The 20556-nt window shown below is 63.0% G+C and carries 23 protein-coding genes; 10 read left to right on the top strand and 13 right to left on the bottom strand.

Features of this window, described 5'->3' with window-relative positions; genetic code table 11:
• Positions 1-12: 12 nt before the first annotated feature.
• From NKH29_RS11875 to NKH29_RS11840, 8 genes are all read right to left on the bottom strand, one after another.
• Entirely contained in the window at positions 13-1479 is a 1467-nt protein-coding gene (locus tag NKH29_RS11875) for an MFS transporter (RefSeq protein ID WP_352484644.1), read from the bottom strand.
• A gap of 653 nt (positions 1480-2132) precedes the next feature.
• The gene (locus NKH29_RS11870; protein WP_352791342.1) at positions 2133-2540 is read right to left on the bottom strand and encodes a DUF5615 family PIN-like protein; all 408 of its coding nucleotides are present in this window, start codon (positions 2538-2540) and stop codon (positions 2133-2135) included.
• Positions 2537-3184, bottom strand: a complete 648-nt coding sequence (locus NKH29_RS11865; RefSeq protein ID WP_352791344.1) for a DUF433 domain-containing protein — start codon at positions 3182-3184, stop codon at positions 2537-2539. The genes NKH29_RS11870 and NKH29_RS11865 overlap by 4 nt, the downstream gene beginning before the upstream one ends.
• A gap of 470 nt (positions 3185-3654) precedes the next feature.
• Positions 3655-4128 (bottom strand): DUF992 domain-containing protein, encoded by a 474-nt coding sequence (locus NKH29_RS11860; RefSeq protein WP_023719019.1) that lies wholly within the window; start codon positions 4126-4128, stop codon positions 3655-3657.
• 136 nt (positions 4129-4264) lie between these two features.
• Positions 4265-5110 carry a tetratricopeptide repeat protein gene (locus tag NKH29_RS11855; protein ID WP_352791346.1) on the bottom strand — a complete coding sequence of 282 codons (846 nt, stop codon included), beginning with the start codon at positions 5108-5110 and terminating at the stop codon, positions 4265-4267.
• A gap of 161 nt (positions 5111-5271) precedes the next feature.
• Complete coding sequence (gene rpsU, locus NKH29_RS11850) at positions 5272-5544, bottom strand: 30S ribosomal protein S21 (protein ID WP_023675331.1); 273 nt, start codon at positions 5542-5544, stop codon at positions 5272-5274.
• 265 nt (positions 5545-5809) lie between these two features.
• Positions 5810-6208 (bottom strand): SET domain-containing protein, encoded by a 399-nt coding sequence (locus NKH29_RS11845; RefSeq protein ID WP_352791348.1) that lies wholly within the window; start codon positions 6206-6208, stop codon positions 5810-5812.
• A 109-nt stretch (positions 6209-6317) separates the two neighbouring features.
• A complete protein-coding gene (locus tag NKH29_RS11840; protein WP_352999635.1) occupies positions 6318-7076 on the bottom strand; it encodes an SDR family oxidoreductase in 759 nt (252 codons plus the stop codon).
• A 268-nt stretch (positions 7077-7344) separates the two neighbouring features.
• On the opposite strand from NKH29_RS11840, the gene NKH29_RS11835 reads away from it, so the two are divergent.
• The 6 genes from NKH29_RS11835 to NKH29_RS11810 are packed head-to-tail and all read left to right on the top strand — an operon-like array spanning position 7345 to position 13155.
• Positions 7345-8598 (top strand): sarcosine oxidase subunit beta, encoded by a 1254-nt coding sequence (locus tag NKH29_RS11835; RefSeq protein WP_352791351.1) that lies wholly within the window; start codon positions 7345-7347, stop codon positions 8596-8598.
• Positions 8598-9020, top strand: coding sequence for a hypothetical protein (locus NKH29_RS11830; RefSeq protein ID WP_352484640.1), 423 nt, complete (start codon positions 8598-8600; stop codon positions 9018-9020). Before NKH29_RS11835 ends, NKH29_RS11830 begins: the two co-directional genes overlap by 1 nt.
• A gap of 8 nt (positions 9021-9028) precedes the next feature.
• Entirely contained in the window at positions 9029-9325 is a 297-nt protein-coding gene (locus tag NKH29_RS11825; RefSeq protein ID WP_023719025.1) for a sarcosine oxidase subunit delta, read from the top strand.
• Complete coding sequence (locus tag NKH29_RS11820; RefSeq protein WP_352791353.1) at positions 9322-12306, top strand: sarcosine oxidase subunit alpha; 2985 nt, start codon at positions 9322-9324, stop codon at positions 12304-12306. The genes NKH29_RS11825 and NKH29_RS11820 overlap by 4 nt, the downstream gene beginning before the upstream one ends.
• The gene (locus NKH29_RS11815; protein ID WP_023719027.1) at positions 12299-12877 is read left to right on the top strand and encodes a sarcosine oxidase subunit gamma; all 579 of its coding nucleotides are present in this window, start codon (positions 12299-12301) and stop codon (positions 12875-12877) included. The genes NKH29_RS11820 and NKH29_RS11815 overlap by 8 nt, the downstream gene beginning before the upstream one ends.
• Before the next feature lie 53 nt (positions 12878-12930).
• Entirely contained in the window at positions 12931-13155 is a 225-nt protein-coding gene (locus NKH29_RS11810; RefSeq protein WP_023719028.1) for a hypothetical protein, read from the top strand.
• A 100-nt stretch (positions 13156-13255) separates the two neighbouring features.
• Here NKH29_RS11810 and NKH29_RS11805 read toward each other — a convergent pair whose 3' ends face one another.
• A complete protein-coding gene (locus NKH29_RS11805) occupies positions 13256-13495 on the bottom strand; it encodes a DUF680 domain-containing protein (protein WP_352484636.1) in 240 nt (79 codons plus the stop codon).
• A gap of 191 nt (positions 13496-13686) precedes the next feature.
• Entirely contained in the window at positions 13687-14328 is a 642-nt protein-coding gene (locus NKH29_RS11800; protein WP_352590534.1) for a TetR/AcrR family transcriptional regulator, read from the bottom strand.
• Between the two features lie 193 nt (positions 14329-14521).
• On the opposite strand from NKH29_RS11800, the gene NKH29_RS11795 reads away from it, so the two are divergent.
• A complete protein-coding gene (locus NKH29_RS11795) occupies positions 14522-15223 on the top strand; it encodes a hypothetical protein (protein ID WP_156948069.1) in 702 nt (233 codons plus the stop codon).
• 27 nt (positions 15224-15250) lie between these two features.
• Here the strand turns inward: NKH29_RS11795 and NKH29_RS11790 are convergent, their stop codons facing one another.
• Together NKH29_RS11790 and NKH29_RS11785 are read right to left on the bottom strand one after the other, a co-directional pair.
• A complete protein-coding gene (locus NKH29_RS11790) occupies positions 15251-15745 on the bottom strand; it encodes a MaoC family dehydratase (protein WP_031194015.1) in 495 nt (164 codons plus the stop codon).
• A 39-nt stretch (positions 15746-15784) separates the two neighbouring features.
• Complete coding sequence (locus tag NKH29_RS11785; protein ID WP_023719033.1) at positions 15785-16600, bottom strand: SDR family oxidoreductase; 816 nt, start codon at positions 16598-16600, stop codon at positions 15785-15787.
• Positions 16601-16938: 338 nt separating this feature from the next.
• On the opposite strand from NKH29_RS11785, the gene NKH29_RS11780 reads away from it, so the two are divergent.
• The gene (locus tag NKH29_RS11780) at positions 16939-17082 is read left to right on the top strand and encodes a hypothetical protein (protein ID WP_352484631.1); all 144 of its coding nucleotides are present in this window, start codon (positions 16939-16941) and stop codon (positions 17080-17082) included.
• A 34-nt stretch (positions 17083-17116) separates the two neighbouring features.
• Here the strand turns inward: NKH29_RS11780 and NKH29_RS11775 are convergent, their stop codons facing one another.
• Entirely contained in the window at positions 17117-17944 is an 828-nt protein-coding gene (locus NKH29_RS11775) for a MurR/RpiR family transcriptional regulator (protein WP_023719035.1), read from the bottom strand.
• 145 nt (positions 17945-18089) lie between these two features.
• Here NKH29_RS11775 and NKH29_RS11770 point away from each other — a divergent pair, with 145 nt between their 5' ends.
• Together NKH29_RS11770 and NKH29_RS11765 are read left to right on the top strand one after the other, a co-directional pair.
• Positions 18090-18914 (top strand): N-formylglutamate amidohydrolase, encoded by an 825-nt coding sequence (locus NKH29_RS11770; protein WP_352484629.1) that lies wholly within the window; start codon positions 18090-18092, stop codon positions 18912-18914.
• A gap of 22 nt (positions 18915-18936) precedes the next feature.
• On the top strand, positions 18937-20505 hold the full coding sequence (locus tag NKH29_RS11765; protein ID WP_352494685.1) for an amino acid permease: 1569 nt from the start codon (positions 18937-18939) through the stop codon (positions 20503-20505).
• Positions 20506-20556 lie beyond the last annotated feature (51 nt).

Raw genomic sequence — 20556 nt, 5'->3', positions numbered from 1 at the left:
CCCCTCGGGTGTTTAGCCGATCTCACCTCTCGTGGGGGAGATTGGCAGCTTCGCCGGCCGCGCGTCGTCGCGAGCCCCCGAAATCCGCAAGGCGGCAAGGCATCCCAGGATGCCGAGCGGTATGAAGGCGAGGAACAGCCAGGCGGCGACGTTTGCCGCGGCCTCGCGGTTCAGGCCTTCGGAAAAGCCGCTGGCGTTGGCGACGATGCCGGTCAGTGCCGCACCCACGGCATAGCCGATGCGCTGCATGGTCGGCACGGCGGCCGAGGCGATCGTCTGCTCGCCTTCCTTGGCCGATGCCACGATGACACGCGTGACAAACGGCCAGGCGATGCCGAAACCGCCGCCTTGCAGCAAGGCACAAAGCAGGATCAACGGGATCGAGCCCGCCGGCACCGTGTAGGCGAAACCCGCGACGCCCGTGGCGATCATCAGCGCCCCGCCGACGATGATCAGCCGCTCGCGCTCCGGCGGGGCATTGGCGACGAGGATCGACAGGATCGACCAGGCGATCGATTCGGCGGCGATGATATAGCCGGTGGTGAGGATCGGAATGTCGTGCAGGCTGGTCAGGAGCAGTGGCCCGTAGACCGCAAACGAGCAGGTCGCCACCGAAAACGCCGCGACCATGGTCATGCCCGCGCCGACCGGCGAGCGCCATGAAAACAGCCGCGACGGGAACAGCCGCGAGCGCGGCTTCAGCGCGTCGATATAGACGAACAGCGCCAGGCCGATCATGCCGAGGGTGAGCAGCAGCGACGAGCGCAGCAGGGCGATGTCGACGCCGGCGGTGGCGATCAGCACGACGCTGACGGCAAGACAGCCAAGTGCCGCAAACGGGAAGGGCGGCGCCGACCCGCCGGTCGCCTGCGGCCTTGTTGCTTTAGGTGTATCGAGCACGAGGAAGCTTGCCAGCGCCATGGCCGTGCCGCCGAGGGTGAAGACGCCGAAGGCCCAGCGCCAGGACAGCAATTCGGTCATGACCGCGCCGAGCACCGGCCCGCTGAAGGCGGCGACGCCCCAGATCGCCGACATAACGCCGAAAAGCTGCGGCCAGATCGCGCGGGCAAACAGCCGCTCGACCGAGACGAAGGCCAGCGACACCAGCGCGCCACCGCCAAGCCCTTCGATCAGGCGGCCGGAGAGGAACAGCGGCATCGACGGCGCGGTGGCGCAGACCAGCGCGCCGGCGGCATAGAGCAGGGCGGCGGCCGTCATGTTGGTGCGCAGCGCGACATAGCTCACCAGCCGTCCGGCGGCCGCACCGGCAACGATGGCGCCGAGCTCGTAGATCGCCAGCGACCAGCCGACCAGCTGCACGCCGGCGAGCTCGCCGACCATGGCCGGCATGACCGTTGCCACCATGGTTTCGTTGGTGGCGTGCAACAGGATGCCGAGGCTGATGAAGCAGAAGCGCGCCAGATCGCCGCTCGCCCACAGCGCGCGCCAATCGACCCTGTTTGTGCTTGTTTTGGTCACATCGATCTCCCCGCGCGCTGTCCAAAACGTCAAATTGTCGTCCCGCGTGTCCAAGGACGCGCGGCGCACTGCCTGAAAGGGCTTGTAAAACCTCAACCGCGGTTGAGCTCAAGGGTTCTTTTGAATGTGCTTGCGCGACGCGGGATCGCGGTCGAACGGCCACTCGCCCAATGCGCCAAAAGCGTGCGGCCTTTGCGCGGATTCACGCGATGCGCTTTAAAGTCTTAAGTCTTTGTTTTAGGAAATTATCTCTTGAGCCAAGTGTCGCAATTTAGCCAAGGATACGGCGCACTTGCTCACTCGCCACATGGAGAGTTCTTGTCGTGTCGCAGCGCATGTTTGGAATGGCCTTTCAGAATTGGCAGGTTGAACGCCCGCGGGAGAAGGGTCCCTCGATTTACGATGTTGTCAGCGCCGAGATTGGAAATCGTTTCCAGATGAAACCTTGGCCGCGACCGTGGGAAGACCAGTGTCAGGCGCTTATGCAATTGTGCGAAAAGCATATCGAGGCTAATCATTGGCCACCGGCAATCGAATGCCTCTGGGCAGCTATCAATATCTGCAATGATGCGGGTCGAAAAGGCTTGGTTCCCGGATGGGTTGAGCCGCCGCCTGCCTAAGGACGCCGGTCCCGTCTATCGCCCGACGATCGTTTATCGATTTGATCTCATGTGATGCGGGCCAACGTCTACCCACATGCGGCGGGTCGGCTTTTGTTCGCTGAAACCCCATTCATGCTGGATCAAGGACATCGCTTGCTCAAGCCGCTTTGCCGCCAACACCTCATTGCAGCACAAGCGAATGACGCTCAGCGTGTCGAAGCGATCGCCTTTCGGTGTAACGCCGTATCGCTTTGCGATCTGCTTCATGTCGCCGTCAATGGCGACCAATATTGCTTTATTCTCCAGCGCCGCTGCACATACAGCTTCGTCCGGCGTTCTCTCAGGCAATGCATTGCGATGATAGATGACTTTGCATCCGTGCTTAGCAAAGACTCCGCCAACTGAATCGGGTACTCCCGCATCGAGAAATACCCGAATTTTGGGGGGCGCCGGATTCAAGCGGCGGCGGCGGTGTGAGCTATCGCCGCGCGAATATCGTCTTCAGTGAGGGTCGGGTACTCCTTGGCGATTTTCTCGACGGAGTATCCAGCGTCGGCAAAGGCCTTGACGCTTCTCACCGGAATACGCGTGCCGGCTATAACAAGCTGATTATGTGCCACCCCGCGCCGACGGTCGAACTTCCCGATTGACGATGCATCGCGATGGCTGAGCTGCTTTACGGCCTCCTTCATATCCCCGGTGACCACCTTAAGTGGGATTTGAAGAACGCCCTGTCCCGACACAACTTCCTCTTTCGCCCGCGTCTTTGGGTTGTCAACAACCACGCGCTTCTTGAGAACATAGAGCGTCGTTTTTGCCCACATGTCGTCGCCAAGGTGAGACAGTTTTTCCTTCACCTCGCGGAGGTGATCAAGCGGCACCCTCGACTCATTTCGAAGTTCATTGAGAACCTTAAGCGAAACCACATCCCGGAAAGAGTAGAGGCGGCTGTAGGGGCGGCTGCGATCAGCATAGGCCAGGGTCGGAACGAAAAACTGATCGTTATCCCAATAGCGAAGTTGGCGCTTACTGACTCCAGTAAGACGTTCGACGTGATCTTCGGTGAACGCCGAAACCAGGGTTTTCGAATCAGCCTTGGCCATTGCCACTCCCTCACGTTGCATCGTATTCCTTGTGCTGTAACGCGCAAGGCGGCATTTTAAACCGATGGAATAGTCTCAATTCTCACTTACGGAAGCATTGAAAAGTGGGCGTTTGGAGGAATTTATTGTCCAGCAAGAAGCTAAGGGCGTCGGCCTGTTGACGAGGCCGCCTTCCTGTCTGCGGCCCCCAAAGTCAACAAACCCGAGCAACAATCAGATCAAACATCGCGTTATGCATCACGCGGCGGTTCGACTGGAAAGTGAACTCTGCAAGATAGCGGTCCCTGTACTTGGTCGACACGTGAGACCGTGCCAGCGGTCAGGTAACGTTGCCGCCCGCGCGCAAGCGAAAGCGCGACGGACTATCATGCCGTGGAACGTCGAAAGATTGAGGCACTTCCGGCAAGGTGCGTCATGCCGACGCGACGTCCATGACATGCTGAAGGCACGCATCGTATGTTGGCCGCTCGCTATTTGAACGAATGGATCAAGTCCAGCGAAGTGACGGCGACCGCCAGATTGACGCCGGTCTGCGCCTGGACACTGAGCGGCTGCAGCGAAAAGGCGCTGCCGAGGCCGCCGACCAAAAGGTTGGCGCCGCCACCGGTGACCACGCTCGCCTCGGCATTCACGCCATAGTAGCTGCCGGCAAGATCGCCTTCATCGTGGTTGCGGGTTGCCGCCAGAACCGCCCATGCCAGTTGGCCCTGATGCGTCCGGCCGACGTCGACGCCGAGCTTGGAAATTACCCCGGTATAGACTTCGGGTGGGCCGCCACGATGCGGACGAAAGACACAGGAAACACCCTTGTTGGAGGTGACCAGATAGGCCGTGCCACCGTCGATGGTGCAGTCGAGCACGCCGAGCTGGAGCTTGCCGGCGCTGGCGGGAGCGGCAACGACGGTCGTGGCGAGTGCGGCGGCACAGGCAAGTTGCTTGATCATGGGAGGGTCCTTTCCAAATGGCTTTGAACAACGGCTGACCACGCCGAGCGTTCCGCCGAAAACTTGGCGCCAGCAAGGCAAGGCTAAACGCAGGGTTGTCGGAGTGCGGAAACGGAGGCCCGATAAACCGGCCCGGTCAGCCGGCGCTGGTGCGGGCCAGACCGTCCTTGGCCGGTTGGTAGTTCGGATTGAGGTGCACTGCCTCGCGGTAGGACTTCGCGGCCCTGACCTTGTCGCCGCGCCGCTCGTAGATCAGCGCCTGGTTGGACCAGGCCTCGGCGTTCTTGCCGTCGAGCTTGATGGCCATGTTGAAGTCGGCGAAGGCATTGTCCTCGTCGTTCATGGCAAGGTAGGAGAGGCCGCGTCCGTTGTAAGGCTCGGAAGCATCCGGCGCCAGCGAAATGGCGGTCGAGAAATCCTCGATGGCAAAGGCGTGCTGGCCCTGGCTCTGGTAGATCAGGCCGCGATTGTGATAGGCGCGCGCGTCGGTCGTGTCGAGCTGGATCGCTTTCTGGAAATCGTTGAACGCCTCCTGGACCCGGCCTGCCTTGCGGTAGAGATTGCCGCGGCCGATATAGGCGGCGTCGTAGTTGGAATTGATCTGGATCGAGCGGTTGTAGTCGGCCAGCGCGCTTGCCTGATCACCGAGGAAGCGCTGGATGAGCGCCCGGTTGGAATAGGCCTGGTAGAAATTCGGATTGAGCTGGATGGCGGTGTTGAAGTCCTTCAGCGCCGCCTGGTACTGGCCGCCGCGGCCATAGGCCGAGCCGCGCACGTTGTAGGCTTCCGGATCCTGGGGGTTGCGCTGGATCACCGCCGACAGTGAGGAAATGTTCTCGGTCGAGGCTTGCGCCTTGTCGATGTTGTTGAACTCGCCGGTCGGAACGCTCTGGCAGCCGGCAAGCGTCAACCCGGAGAGCAGGGCTGCCGTCAGGGCGAGGCCGCGCCACGCGGTTCTGCGCTCTACGGTGATTGCGTCCATGTCTGCCCTGTCCTTACTGCGCCGTCTGGTCCGTTCCCCCTCCGAACCGGCATCTCTCCCAACCGGTCCTCTCGAACCGGGTCGAAATCACAACAAAAAGGTGGCGGCGATTCCGCATCGCGCCACCCTGGATATCCTTGGAAAAGGACGAAAAATTGACGTCAGAACCGCGGCGGACGCGGAGCACCGGCACCGGCAGCACCGGCCGCGACCGGACGCGGCGTCATTGGCAGCAGGCCTTCGCGCTGGGCGCGCTTGCGGGCCAGCTTGCGGGCGCGGCGCACGGCTTCCGCCTTTTCACGGGCGCGCTTCTCGGAAGGCTTCTCGTAATGTCCGCGCATCTTCATTTCGCGGAAGATGCCTTCGCGCTGCATCTTTTTCTTGAGCGCGCGAAGCGCCTGATCAACATTGTTGTCGCGGACGAGTACCTGCACGTGCAATCCTGTCTTTCGGTTTGAAATCAACAGGCAAGCGGCCATAGCCGCAAGCCTCCGCGGCGCGTTACACCACGAATTGGGGCGGCTGATAGCAGAATCAAGGGGCGCTGTCCACAGCCGATTGAGAGGCGGTGCCGATCCCGAAACGAAAAACCCGCCTCGGCGGCGGGTCTCTGGTGTGAATCATCACCATAGGCAATTTAGTAGCATAGCTGCCGGCACAAAGCAAGAACAAAATTCGCCTTGGGCCAGATAGGCGCCGCTATGCCGTGGCCAGGGCCGTGGCCAGGTGGAGCTGCTCGAAACCCTCGAAGAACTCGCCGTAGTCGCAGGTTATCTCCTCGCCGGCGGCGATATCGCGGGTCGCGGTGGCCCCGCCATATTGCGAAAAATCGGTGTTCGGCTTGTCGGCATGGTTCATGAAGCGGCCATTGTCGACCTCATAGACCATGAAGCCCGGCCGGTCCTGGCTGGGATAGGCATATCTGTCGAGCAATTCCTTGAGGTGCGGCGGCGCCGTCTCGTATTTTTCCATCGGGATCAGCCGGTCGAAGTCCGGATCGAGACGCCAGATCTGCGCGCCTTTCCGGACCGGCTCGGCGGCGAACACGCCGACGCCTTCGATTGCGCTTGCAGCGATATAGGTCCTGATCAGCAACATGTTTCCAACCCGTCTTCGAGGAGAAGACGGAATCGTCAAATCGCCGAAAAAATCAAGGGCCGGTTCGCGACATTTCGGCTGGCGGGCATGCGTTGCGCCCTCCGAACCCTCACGTCCGGGTGATCGCGACGCCGCCGTCGGCGAACAGCGCCGCGCCGGTGGTGAAGCTCGATGCGTAGGACGCCAGGTAGAGCGCCGAGCGGGCGATCTCCTCAGGCTCGGCGACGCGCTTCAAGGCATGCAGGTTTTCGACGAAGGCTCGCGATTCAGGTGTCTTGAACGTCGCCGAAGGCGTGTCGGTGCCGCCCGGCAGCAGCGCGTTGACTCGAATGCCCTTGGCGCCATATTCGGCGGCCAGCACCTGCGTCAACCCGATCAGTCCGGCCTTGCTTGCGGCATAGCTGGTCATGCCCGGCATGCCGACGGTGTGGCCGACGAAGGTGGAGGTGAAGATCAGCGAGCCGCCGCCGCGATCGATCATCGCCGGCACCTGGTATTTCGCGCCGAGAAAGGCGCTGGTCAGATTGGTATCGAGCGTCTCGCGCCAGCCCTCCAGCGACAGCTCCGAAACCGGCCCCATCCTACCGACCGAGCCGGCATTGTTGAAGGCGATGTCGAGCCCGCCGAATTTCCCGACCGCCAGGTCGACGAGGGCTTTTGCGTAGGCTTCGTCGCGGACATCGCCGGCAAGAGCGACGGCGGTGCCGTCGGCGTCTTCGATTTCGGCAACCAGCGCATCGAGCTCCGCCTGGCGGCGGGCTGCGACGACCACCTTGGCGCCTTCCTCCGCAAACACCTTGGCCGTGGCGCGGCCGATGCCGGAGCTGGCGCCGGTGACGATGGCGACTTTGTCGGTAAGTGCGAACATTTTCTGCATCCTTTTCTTCGCGCCAGCCCTTGCCGGCAATCGGGATGCTTGGTCGCAGATCGAGGCGGCGCGGGCCACCCGATACCCGCGAGGTGCTTCGGATTTGGTTTGATCGCCCGTCACGTCGCATACCTCTTTTTCGTCACGGCGCAAAACGGCAAGCGCCGTCGCAAACAGTGCAAGGCTGGCAGTGCGGTTTCGCTAGTGATACAGCTCGCGCGCCGGGGTTGGCTGATCTGCCCGGCCGCCATTTGCGAGGCCTGCAACGTTGAAGAAATACTCGGTATTCGCTATCGCCCGCGAGGCCATGCGCGGCCACAAGGGCTGGGAGGAACAGTGGTCCTCGCCGGAGCCGAAGAAGGAGTATGACGTCGTCATCGTCGGCGCCGGCGGCCACGGCCTGGCCACAGCCTATTACCTCGCCACCGTGCATGGCATCACCAACGTCGCGGTATTGGAAAAAGGCTGGCTCGGCGGCGGCAATACCGGCCGCAATACCACCATCATCCGCTCGAACTATCTCTATGACGAGAGCGCCGGCATCTACGACCATGCGCTGATGCTGTGGGACGGGCTCAGCCAGGAGCTCAACTACAACGTCATGTATTCGCCGCGCGGCGTCATGATGCTCGCCCACAACATCCACGACATTCAGGTGCTGAAGCGCCACGTCCATGCTAACCGGCTGAACGGCATCGACAATGAATGGCTGACGCCGGAACAGGCCAAGGAATTCTGCCCGCCGCTCAACATTTCGCGCGATGCCCGTTATCCCGTGATGGGTGCCGCGCTGCAGCGCCGTGGCGGCACGGCGCGGCACGATGCTGTCGCCTGGGGCTATGCGCGCGGCGCCTCGGCGCGCGGCGTCCACATCATCCAGAATTGCGAGGTCACCGGCGTCAAACGGGCGCCGAACGGCGCGGTTACCGGTGTCGAGACGACGCGCGGCTTCATTGGCGCCAGGAAGGTCGGCGTGGTCGCCGCCGGCCACTCCTCGGTGATCATGAACATGGCCGGCGTGCGCATGCCGCTGGAAAGCTATCCGCTGCAGGCGCTGGTGTCGGAGCCGGTCAAGCCGGTGGTGCCTTGCGTGGTGATGTCGAACACGGTGCATGCCTATATCTCGCAATCCGACAAGGGCGAGCTGGTCATCGGCGCCGGCACCGACCAATATGTCTCCTATTCGCAGACCGGCGGGCTGCACATCCTGCAGCACACGCTCGACGCGATCTGCGAGATGTTCCCGATCTTCACCCGCATGAAGATGCTGCGCTCATGGGGCGGCATTGTCGACGTGACGCCGGACCGTTCGCCGATCCTGGCCAAGACGCCGGTGCCCGGCCTCTACGTCAATTGCGGCTGGGGCACGGGCGGCTTCAAGGCGACGCCGGGTTCGGGCCACGTCTTTGCCCATACGATCGCCAGGGACGATCCGCACCCGATCAACGCACCCTTCACCATCGAGCGCTTCCGCACCGGCCGCCTCATCGACGAGGCGGCGGCGGCGGCGGTGGCGCACTGATGATGACCGAGATGGCCGTCGCCATGCCGCTGATGCTCGCCGGCGAGCAAGGCCTGTTTCATTTTCCGTCACCGGACGAGGTGCGCACGCAGCCGATCAGTCGCGCCGGGAACGAGGCCGACTGGCCGTTTTCCATCGATGACGGCATGCTGACCTGCGTCTGGAGCGGCGGGCGAAAGATCGTCCTCTTCTTCGAGGCCCGTCCTTCCGATCTGGATCCGGACGAGCCTTTCCAGCCGCGCGGCGTCATCGTCACCACCGATCCAATCCAACTGACCATCGGCAACATGGCCAATCGCGCTCTGTTTCGCCCTGCGGCAAGCATCGAGGAGCGCATCCGGCTCGTCGCGCCTTTCGTCACGATGGGTCAGAGGCTTTGCGACCAACCTGCCGGCGCTCGCGTCGGCCACGGCGAACTGTAGGACCAACCATGCTTCTCATCCGCTGCCCCTATTGCGAGGAAGAGCGTCCCGAGCTCGAATTCCGCAACGCCGGTGAGGCGCATATTGCGCGTTCCCCAAACATCGCCGGCGAGAGCGACGACGACTTCGAAAAGTTCTTCTTCATCCGCTCCAATCCCAAGGGGATCATCTATGAGCGGTGGCGGCACATGCATGGCTGCGCGCGGTTCTTCAACGCCGTGCGCGACACCGTCAGCGACAGGTTCCTGATGACCTACAAGGCCGGCGAGCCAAAGCCGGCGAAGCTGCCGGGAGCCGCCAAATGAGCGCGACGTTCCGCATTGCCGGCGCCGGGCGGCTCAAGCAGGCAAAGATAGCTGGCTTCAGCTTCGACGGCCGCCCCTATACCGGCATCGAGGGCGACACGCTGGCCTCGGCGCTGCTTGCCAATGGCGTCCATCTCGTCGGCCGCTCGTTCAAATACCACCGGCCGCGCGGCTTCCTGTCGGCCGGCGCCGAAGAGCCGAACGCGCTGGTCGAGATCAAGCGCGACGCGGCACGCAAGACGCCGAACGTCCGCGCCACGGTACAGGAACTCTATGACGGGCTGACGGCACAGTCGCAGAACCGCTGGCCGTCGCTCGCCTTCGACATCGGTGCGGTCAGCAGCATCGCCTCGCCGATGCTTTCGGCCGGCTTCTACTACAAGACCTTCATGTGGCCGAAGGCTGCGTGGAAGAACCTCTACGAGCCTAAGATCCGGGCCGCGGCCGGTCTCGGCGTCGCCCCCGACCAGCCGGATCCCGACCATTATTCGGCGCGCTTCGCCCATTGCGAGGTGCTGGTGCTTGGCGGTGGTGCGGCGGGTATTGCCGCGGCATTGGCTGCCGCCGAAACCGGCGTGCGCGTCATCCTTGCCGACGAGCAGGCGGAATTCGGCGGCAGCCTTCGCTTCGAGAGCGGGGCGAAGATCGAAGGCCAGGACGGCTTTTCCTGGGCGCAATCCGCTCTCGCCAAGTTGAGCGCGATGGACAATGTCCGCGTACTGCCGCGCACCACGGCCTTCGGCTATTACGCGCAGAATTTCGTCGGACTGGTTGAGCGCGTCAGCGACCATCTGCAGAGCCCCGGCCGCGACCTGCCGCGCGAGCGGCTGTGGCAGGTTCGCGCCAAACGCGTGGTGTTGGCGACCGGCGCCATCGAGCGCCACATGGTGTTTGCCGACAACGACCGTCCCGGCGTCATGCTGGCGTCGGCGGCGCGCACCTATCTCAACCATTACGGCGTCGCGGTCGGCAGGAATATCGGCGTCTATACGGCGAACGATTCCGCCTATGCGGCGGCGATCGACCTGAAGAAGGCCGGCATCAACGTGGCGGCGATCGTCGATCTGCGCGACAATCCGACCGGGCCGGCGATCGACGAGGCGAGGGCGCTTGGCATCGAGGTTAATTTCGGTCGCGCGGTGATCCGCGCCGGCGGCAAGCTGCGGGTGTCGTCAATGACTGTGCAGCCGAAGAATGGCGGCGGCGAACGCACCATCCCGGTTGACGCGATTCTGATGTCGGCCGGCTGGACGCCATCGGTGCATCTGTTCTCGCAATCGCGCGGCAAGGTCGCCTTCAACGACGAGACCAAGCGCTTCGTGCCCGGAATTTATGCGCAGGACTGCGTATCGGTCGGCGCCTGCAACGGCACCGACGGGCTGTCGGCGACGATCGACGAGGCTTATGCAGCGGGCGCCAAGGACGCCGGCAGCAAGCCAGCCAAGGGAACCAAGCCGAAAGTCGATGCCAGCGAGAGCTGGTCGCGCGGCATGCTGGGTGCGGCGCCCGGCGCCGGGGCAGAAACGACGGTAAAGGCGTTCGTCGACTTCCAGAACGACGTCACCGCCAAGGACATCCGCCAGGCGGTGCATGAGGGCATGCGCTCGATCGAGCACGTCAAGCGCTTCACCACCAACGGCATGGCGACCGACCAGGGCAAGACCTCCAACATGCACGGCCTGGCGATTGCCGCCGAGACGTTGGGCAAGCCGATCCCGCAGGTCGGGCTGACGACGTTCCGTGCGCCCTATACGCCGGTGACGTTCGGCTCGATCGTCGGGCATGCGCGGGGTCCCCTGTTCGACCCGACCCGCAAGACGGCGATCCATCCCTGGGCAGAGCGTCAAGGCGCGATGTTCGAGGATGTCGGCCAGTGGAAGCGCGCCTGGTATTTCCCGAAGCCGGGCGAGGACATACATGCGGCCGTCGACCGCGAATGCGTCACGGTGCGCAAGACGGCCGGCCTGTTCGACGCCTCGACGCTGGGCAAGATCGAGGTGGTCGGGCCGGATGCGGCCAAATTCATGGAACTGCTCTACACCAATCCATGGGAGAAGCTCGAGCCCGGCCGCTGCCGCTACGGCATCATGCTGCGCGAGGACGGTTTCATATATGACGACGGTGTCGTTGGCAGGCTTGCACCCGACCGTTTCCATGTGACGACGACGACCGGCGGCGCGCCGCGCGTCATGAACCATATGGAGGACTATCTCCAGACCGAGTTCCCGCATCTCAACGTCTGGCTGACCTCGATCACCGAGCAGTGGGCGGTGATTGCCGTGCAGGGGCCGAAGTCTCGCGACATCATCGCACCGCTGGTCGAAGGCATCGAGATGTCGGACGAGGCGCTGCCGCATATGTCGGTGCGCGAAGGCCGGATCTGCGGCGTACCGACCAGGCTGTTTCGCATGTCGTTCAGCGGCGAGCGCGGCTTCGAAGTCAACGTGCCGGCCGATTACGGCGAGGCGGTCTGGGAAGCGCTATGGGCCGAGGGCCAGAAGCACGGCGCCTGTGCCTATGGCACCGAGTCCATGCATGTGCTGCGCGCCGAAAAGGGCTACATCATCGTCGGCCAGGATACCGACGGCACGGTGACGCCGAACGACGCCGGCCTCGACTGGGCGGTCGGCAAGAAGAAGGCCGACTTCGTCGGCATTCGCGGCATGGAGCGGCCGGATCTGGTCGCCAAGGGCCGCAAGCAGCTTGTCGGCCTGAAGACCAGGGATGCCAAGGTGGTGCTGGAGGAGGGCGCGCAGATCGTCGCGGACCCGAAGCAGGCAATCCCTATGAAGATGATCGGCCATGTCACGTCGAGCTATTGGTCGCAAAATTGCGGCCGCTCGATCGCACTGGGGCTGGTTGCCGGCGGCCGCGATTGCATAGGCAAGACGCTCTATGTACCGATGCCGAACGGGGTGATTGAGGTGGAGGTTACCGGTATGGTGTTCTTCGACGAGAAGGGGGAGCGCCTCAATGGCTAAGGCCGCAGTGAAAACCGCCGTCGCCGGGCCGTCGGTCGAACGCCGTCCGGCTGTCGCCGGCCAGTCGCTTTCCGCCACCGGCGTCACACTTGTCGTGCTGCCGCCGGCCGAACGCATATCGCTGCGCGCGCCGGACGCCTCGATCGCGGCACTTTCGAAAGCACTTGGCATCGCCCTGCCGCTAAGGCCGAAAACCTCGGCGGCAAAGGCTGGACGGACCGCCTTGTGGCTCGGGCCGGACGAATGGCTGGTCATCGATGAAAGCGGCAAAGATCCACTCGCCGATTGCGCCAAGATTTCCGCGCTGCATTCGGCGGTCGGCATCTCGCACCGCAACGTCGCCGTATCGGTCACCGGACCGGCTGCCGCGACGACGATCAATGCCGGCTGCCCGCAGGATTTGTCGCTCGACGCCTTTCCGATCGGGGCGGCATCGCGCACCATTCTCGGCAAGGTCGAAATCGTGCTGTTGCGCACGGCGGCCGACGCGTTCCGCGTCGAATGCTGGCGTTCCTTCTCCGACTATGTCTTTACTTTTCTGTCGGAGGCAGCGCGCGACGCGGCAGCATAGCAATGTTCGCCGCGCCCAGCAGTTCTGCGACAGCGAGCCGAGGGAGAATGCAAATGCCGTCGAACTCCGCGCCGAAGTTGCCGGCCAAGACGCCGGCCGTGCGCTCTTTCGAACACGAGCAGCGCACTGAGGCGGATGTCGAAGAGGAACTCGAGGAAGGCCTCGAGGATACGTTTCCGGCCAGCGATCCGGTGTCGATCACCGGAACGGCCATTCCCGGCGCGCCGGCAAGACCCGGCAAGGCGAAGAGGGTGGCGGGACAGAAGCGTAAGAAGTGATCTGCACGGCGCGATAAAGCAGGGCTGAGGCCGGCAAGATAGGCGGCCGGAAATTGCTGCCGCCCTTTCGGTTCATCGCCGCATATTATCGCCGGTCGGCTCAGAAGCTGCTGGGCACGATCCACGGGTCGATGCCGATGCCGAGCCTCGGGCCCTTGCTGCCGGCCTTGTGGGTCTCGGTATCGGCATTTTCAAGCGATCCGGTCGGCGCGCAATCGAGCTTCACATCGGTCTTGGTGTCGATGCAGGCCGCTTCTTGCTTGCCTGTCTGATTGCTGCCGGCAATTGCGGCGCCAGAGAGCGCCAGCAGGGCGGCGAGCGTGAGAATTGCCTTCTTCATGATCGGTCTCCGGTTCCAGCTAGTGAATTCGTACATGTACGGTATTGCGTACAGATACGCCCAAGGCTGAGGGAGTTCAAGCAAAAATCGTACACGTACGGAGAAATTAGGCGCAGGAATTGCCGGACGCTCGGCACCGGAGCGCGGATCGTTCGGAGAAAGATTTTACAGATCGGGAGGAGCGCCGCTCCTCAGCAGTTGACCGGCGGGCCGAGGGGCGCAATCTCGTGCGCGGCGATCGCTTCGAGCATGATGTTGCCGATCCGTGTGATGAACGTCGTCTGGTCGCCGAACGGGTAGAACGGGAAGGTGATCAGCAGCGAGATGGCGCCGTGGCCGACCGCCCACAGCATGGTGGCGATGGCGCGCGGATCGCCCTTGAGCCTGCCGGCGGCAACGCAGGCCTCGACCCTCTCGATCAGCACTTTCATCGCCGGGTTGCCGCTCTGCATTTCGGCGAACGTCTTGCCGGCCGGCGGCCTGACTTTTTCGGTCATGAAGACGGTGCGGTATTCGTTGGGATTCTCGAGCCCGAAGGCGGCATATTCGACCAGCACCGCCTTGAGCGCCTCGATCGGGTCGTCGGCCGTATGATTTTCGATGTGCCTGGCCAGGGTCTCGAAGGCGTTTTCGGCCAACGCGAACAGGATGTCCTGCTTGTCGGCGAAATAGGAATAGACCGACATCGGCGCATAGCCGACGCGCTTGGCGAGCTTGCGGATGGTGAGGCCGTCATAGCCTTCTTCCTGGACAAGCTTGTGCGCGGCGTCGACAAGTTCGGAACGCAGTTCGGCCTTTTGTTTTTCGCGGCGCTCCTGGACGCTTAGCTGCAATTGTTCGACTGCCTTTAATAACTGATGGCTGGATGCAGCATATATACGCTGTACGACGTCGGGCAAGGGTGGCACGAAGCAGAAGCTTGACGTCACAAAACGATGTAACCCGGCAATAAAGCCGGCAACATCGGACTGTTACAGACAAACGCTAATTCGCGGCTCTGCAAGAATTGTGATCTGGGAGGCCAACATGGCCCTGACTGAGCTTTCGTCCGGCGTGCCGGACGTGAACCCGCTTTCCCATCGCGCCAGGATGGCGCTCAGGCGCGTCGTCATGGTCGCATGGCTGGCGATCGCGCTCGGCTTCGCCATGGAGGCTCTCATTCTGACCGTCAGATTTGCGGCAGGTTCCTACCCGGCGACGACGCTGATCCTGATCGAACTGGCGCAAGGCGTGACCTGGTCGTTCTTCGTCTGCGCCGGCGTCAGCCTCGGCACGGCGCTCGCCAAAGTGCGAGCCTCGCTCGGCGGCCTGATCGCCGCGATCTCGGCACCGCTGGCCATGGGCATCGCCAAGGGGACGCAAAAGGTCATGGTCAGCGCGCTCGACGCGGCGGCAAAGCCGGCCATCCTGTCGCTCACGACGCTGGGCGTCCTGCGGGCGATCGAATACGGGCTGCTCGGCTGGATACTGGCGTCGCTGGCATCGAAGGAAGAACCCCGACCGCTTCATTTCGCGCTGGCAGGCGCCCTGATAGGCGCGGTATTCGGTGGCGGCATCACGGTGCTGACGATTGAGACGGCCGCGGCGAACGACGCTGCTCTGGCACTGCCACAGGCTATCGCAACCGGCCTCAACGAGATCGTGTTCCCAATCGGTTGCTCATTGGTCGTCTACATTGCGCTGCAGGTGAGCCGCCACATGAAGTACGTCGCGGCCGAAGCCAAATAGATTTAGGTTCCCAGGCCCGGATGCCAGTCAAACCGCTTCCGGCTGGCGTTCGATCAGCGTCAGCGTCAGCCAGCGCGCGGTCAGCGCCGGTTTTTTCGAGCCCTCGATCTCGATCGTCACGTCGTGCGCAGTCTGCACCCAGCCCGACGGCCTGACCTTGACATCGGCCAGCACGAAGCGGGTGCGGATGCGCGAGCCGGTTTTCACCGGCGCCAGGAAGCGCAGCGAATCGAAGCCGTGATTGACGCCCATCTTGCTGTTTTCCAGCGGCGGCATGGTTTCGAAGGTCATTGCCGACAACAGCGAAAGCGACAGGAAGCCGTGCGCGATGGTGCCGCCGAACGGCGTCTCGCGCCTGGCGCGCTCCGGATCGCAATGGATGAACTGATGGTCGTCGGTGGCATCGGCGAACTGGTCGATCATGCGCTGCGTGACCACCCGCCATGGCGACACGCCGACTTCCTTGCCGACGTTGGCCAGAAGCACATCGAGACTGATCGGTTCCACGCTGATGTCCTCCATCTTCACCCCCGGCATTTCACTCGCCGGATGGCGTGCGTCTCATTCCTTGAACAATGTCAGCCCGTGTTGCACCGACTGCCCGCCATCGATCGGCAGGATGGCGCCGGTGACATAGCTGCCGGCACGGCTGCACAAATAGAGCGTTGCGCCGGCAATGTCATCCGGCGCGCCGATGCGGCCGATCGGAACGTGGTTGCCGACATGTCTTGCCTGGTCTTCGGTGCCGGTGGCGAAGGCCGTCATCCGGCTCTGGAAAGGGCCGGGCGCAAAGGCGTTGACGGTGATGCGTCGGGCGGCCAACTCGATCGCCAGGATGCGTGTCAGGTGGTGAACCGCAGCCTTCGAGGCCGAGTAGGAGTAAGCGTCTTCGGCCAAAGGCTGCGTGCCCATCACCGATCCGAGATTGATCACCCGGGCCGGGTCGGCCTCGCTGGCAGCAGCCTCGAGCAGAGGCAGCAATTCGCGCGTCACATAGAAGACCGCAGTGACGTTGACGCCGAACACCTTGGCCCAGGCATGATAGGGAAAGCTTTCCAGCGGCGCGCCCCAGGAGATGCCGGCATTGTTGACCAGGATATGCAGCCGTTCGGTCCGCGCCCTGACCTCGGCGACAAGCGCTGCAATGCCGGCCTCGCTGGAGACGTCGCCGGCGAAACCCTCGGCCCGGCCGGATGCCCCAAGCCCGTTCAGCTCGTCCGCTACCTTGGCGCAATCCTCGCCCTTGCGCGAGGCAATCATCACCGAGGCGCCGGCCCTGACCAGAGCGGTCGCCGCCATGCGGCCGATGCCGGTGGCGGCGCCGGTGACCAGCGCCGTCTTGCCGGCGACTGAGAACAGCTCGTCCAGATAGCTCATCGAATTCCTCCGCGCAGTTCACCGCTGTTTGATGGTGGGTCAATGAGCGGCTTCGCGTCGCCAAGGCTAGCCGAACTTCGATCACCCTTGCCACGGGTAAAGTAGCTGGAGTGGGGCGATGGCACGCCTTGCGGCTGAAATGGTTAAGCCCCAGCAGCAAGGTGGTCATTCGGCCGTGACATGGGTCGGATGAATGATGCAGCCGTCCCCCTAAGCGAGCACCTTGGCCAGCGGTTCATTTCGCGCGTGAAGCAACTCGTCATTACTCCTCCGCCCAAGCCGCAGGCAGATCTTGAGGACTTGGGACGGTAGCCGAGCGATAGGCAGGACTGACGTTCGTGATCGTGGGGGAGCTATGCCTTCCCGAGGGAGCTGTGGGTAAGAAACAACGCATCGTCCTGTTGGCAGCGGTCTTTGCGTCTGTCTTTGGCGTCTTTTTGCTGATCCTGATCCTGCAGATGGTCAGCCTTTTGGTTGACTAGACCCCAACGAAGACCGTTCGCCCGAAGGGCCGCTCTACCGTAGGCTTTCCAACTCGCGGATGCGTTTGGTGCCGTCGGCCTCGAGCTGCCTTGTGACGGCGCCGATCAGCGTTTCGACGACGACGAAAAGTGCGGCGGATGAGTCCCAGGCCGAAGGCACGGCGGTGCGCCCGGCGATGACGTGGCGGGCGAAGCGGGCGATCGGCGACAGCCACTGGTCGGTAAACAGCACGATCTGCACGCCACGCTGGTTGGCCGTCTCGGCGAAGCGGACAAGGCTGTCCTGGTAGCGCCTGATGTCGAAGATCACCAGCACGTCGCGTTTACCCATGTCGATCAGCCGGTCGCGCCAGACGCTTTCCTGCCCGCCGAGGTGAAAAACGTTGGGCTGGATGATGGCGAGGTGGGCGGCCATGTAGCGCGCCAGCGGGTCGGTGAAGCGGCCACCGATCAGGAATGTCTTGCCGCGCCGGTCGGCCAGCTTGGCGACGATGTCGGCAAGCTGCTTATCCGAAAGGTGCCGGAAGGTCTCGCGCATATTGTCGAGCGTCGCTTCCAGCATCGGCGACACGGCGCTGCTGCCCGGCGATGGCGGATTGAGCGTGCGCGAGGCCGGCGACTGCAATTGCGCCGCCAGTTCGTCCTGCAGCGCCGACTGGAATTCCGGATAGTTCTGGAAGCCGAGCCGGGCGACGAAACGCAGGATCGTCGGCGACGATACGCCGGCGGCAGCCGAGAATTCGGCGACCGTCTTCAGCCCGATCAGCGGATAGCTGGCGATCAGCGTTTGCGCTGCGCGCCGCTCGCCGGCCGGCATGGTGCCGATGCGGTCGGAGATCAGTTCGGCAATGCTGGAAACCATGTTTTTCCCCACCCTGGCCGGGCCGTTACCGCATTATCGAAATCGCGTTTGACAAAGCCGGCCAAACTGTATGAAATCATCCGTAGGGACGCAATGAGGCAAAATACGTAACATACGGTACAGCGCTCCCCGGGGACGGCAGACAATGGAGACAGCACGGCCCGCCAGCCTTGCATCGCCTGAAACCGTAAGGGTGACGAACCCCGGCGGATTGAGCCCTTTCGTGCTAACCTGCGACCACGCCTCCAATTTCCTGCCGCCGGAATTCGGAACGCTCGGACTTGCCGCCGAGGAGCTTTCCCGCCACATCGCCTGGGATCCCGGCGCCTTGCCGGTGGCGCGCCGCATGGCCGAGGCACTCGATGCGACGCTGGTCGAGACCTGCATTTCGCGGCTCGTCATCGACTGCAACCGCCCGCTCGATGCACCGGACCTGATAGTGACGGTCAGCGCCAGCGAAAAAACCGTGGTCCCGGCCAATCAGGGGCTTTCGGCCGATCAGCGGGAGGCGCGCATCGCGCTCGCTTGGCGGCCGTTCCACGACCGGATCGCGACGATCATCGACGAGCGCCTGGCGGCCGGACGGGAGACGCGGCTGGTCTCGGTCCATTCTTTCACCCCGGTCTACAAGGGCAGCAGCCGGCCCTGGCATATCGGCGTTATCCACGACGAGGACCGCCGGCTGGCGGCGCCGCTGATCGCGGCGCTGCAGCGGGTCGCCGGCGTCACCGTCGGCGTCAACGAACCCTATTCGCCGGCCGACCGCGTCTATTTCACGCTGGAACGCCATGCCCGCTCGCGCGGGCTGCCCTGCGCAATGATCGAAATCCGCAACGACGAGATCTCCGGCGCAGCCGGGCAGCGGAAATGGGCGGATCTGCTCACGGGTATTTTTCTCAATCTGGAGCCCGAAGCGGCCAAGGCCTCCAGACCAAGCGCAGTCGGAAAGTCAGTTCAATCGGCCAGCTAAGAAACCAAAAGGGGACTTCAAAATGGTAGCACCGGGTTACAGCGAAGGTGACAAGAAGGAGGACCTGAAAGTTCTCCACGGAATGGGCTATGCTCAGGAACTGTCGCGAAGCATGAGCCGCTTCTCGAATTTCGCGATCTCGTTCTCGATCATCTGCATCCTCTCAGGCGGCATCAATTCCTTCGCGCAGGCGACATCGTCCATCGGTGGCGCCGGCGCTGGTATCGGCTGGATCGTCGGGTGCATGGTTTCGGGATTTTTCGCGCTCGCCATGGCCCAGATCGCCTCGGCATTTCCGACCGCCGGCGGCCTCTATCACTGGGCATCCATTCTGGGGAACCGTTTCACTGGCTGGCTTACCGCATGGCTCAATTTGCTCGGCCTGATCACCGTGCTCGGCGCGATCAACATCGGAACGTCTTTGTTTTTCTACGGGACCTTCGGCGCAGGGCTTACCACCGACGGTGTTGCGTCTCCGGCTCAAGTCGTTGGTTTTGTTGCCATTATCACGGTCCTTCAGGCGCTGTTCAACCATTTCGGCATCAAGCTGACCGCCATGCTGACGGATGCGTCCGGCTTCCTGATTCTCGGAGCGACGGCGGTGCTGATCGTCGCCTGCCTGGTGTTTGCTCCAGCGATCGACATCACCCGGTTGTGGACGTTCACGAACTATTCGGGCGATGCGGGCGGCGGTGTTTTCCCGCAGTCCGATTCCATGACGTATCTCTTCCTGCTCTGCCTGCTGCTGCCGGTTTACACCATTACTGGCTATGATGCGTCGGCGCATACCTCGGAAGAAACGTTGAGGGCGGCGCACTCGGTTCCGCGGGCAATCGTTTCATCCGTGCTCTGGTCGTCGCTGATCGGCTGGGTGATGCTGTGCGCGATCGTGCTGGCAATTCCGGATATGGCGGCAGGCGCCAAGCAAGGGTGGGCCGTGTTCTTCGAAACCATGAACGCGATCTTGCCAGGATGGTTAAGGACACTGCTCTATCTGGCCATCCTGATCTCGCAGTTCCTCTGCGGCCTCGCTACGGTGACCTCGGCCTCGCGCATGCTGTTTGCCTTCTCTCGCGACGGCGGCATGCCGGTCGGTTCGGCCGGGCTCGCCAAAGTCAGCCCAACCTGGCGCACGCCGGTCAATGCCATCTGGACAGCTGCGATCCTCGAGATCATCTATGTCTTTCTTGCCCAGTTCATTTCGATCGGCGGCACCAACATCTACACCATCGTCGTCAATTCGACGCTGGTGTTCCTGTTCCTGTCCTTCACCATTCCGATCGCGCTCGGCATGATGGCTTTCGGAACGGCGAAATGGCCGAATCCCGGCCCATGGAATCTCGGTGCCGGCCTGTTCAAGCTGTTTTGCATCCTGTCGGTCATCGGCATGGCGATCATCTTCTACATCGCCATCCAGCCGCCGAACGACAAAGTGCTCTATATCACCCTGGGCTTCATTGTACTGACTGCGGTGCTTTGGTTCGGTTTCGAGAACCGCCGCTTCCAGGGTCCGCCCATCGGCGACCAGATCGCGAAGCGCCAGGCGGCGATCAAGGCAGCCGAGATAGCTGTCGGCGAAGCCGGCGCCTGACGCTCTCTCATGACCATGGCCGGCATCGCGCCGGCCATGGTTTCATTCCCT

This window comes from Mesorhizobium sp. M1295 (assembly GCF_040318135.1).
In the GTDB taxonomy this organism is placed as follows: domain Bacteria; phylum Pseudomonadota; class Alphaproteobacteria; order Rhizobiales; family Rhizobiaceae; genus Mesorhizobium.
Note: the sequence above shows the minus strand (reverse complement) of the source record. Positions and strands in the feature narration are given on the sequence as shown.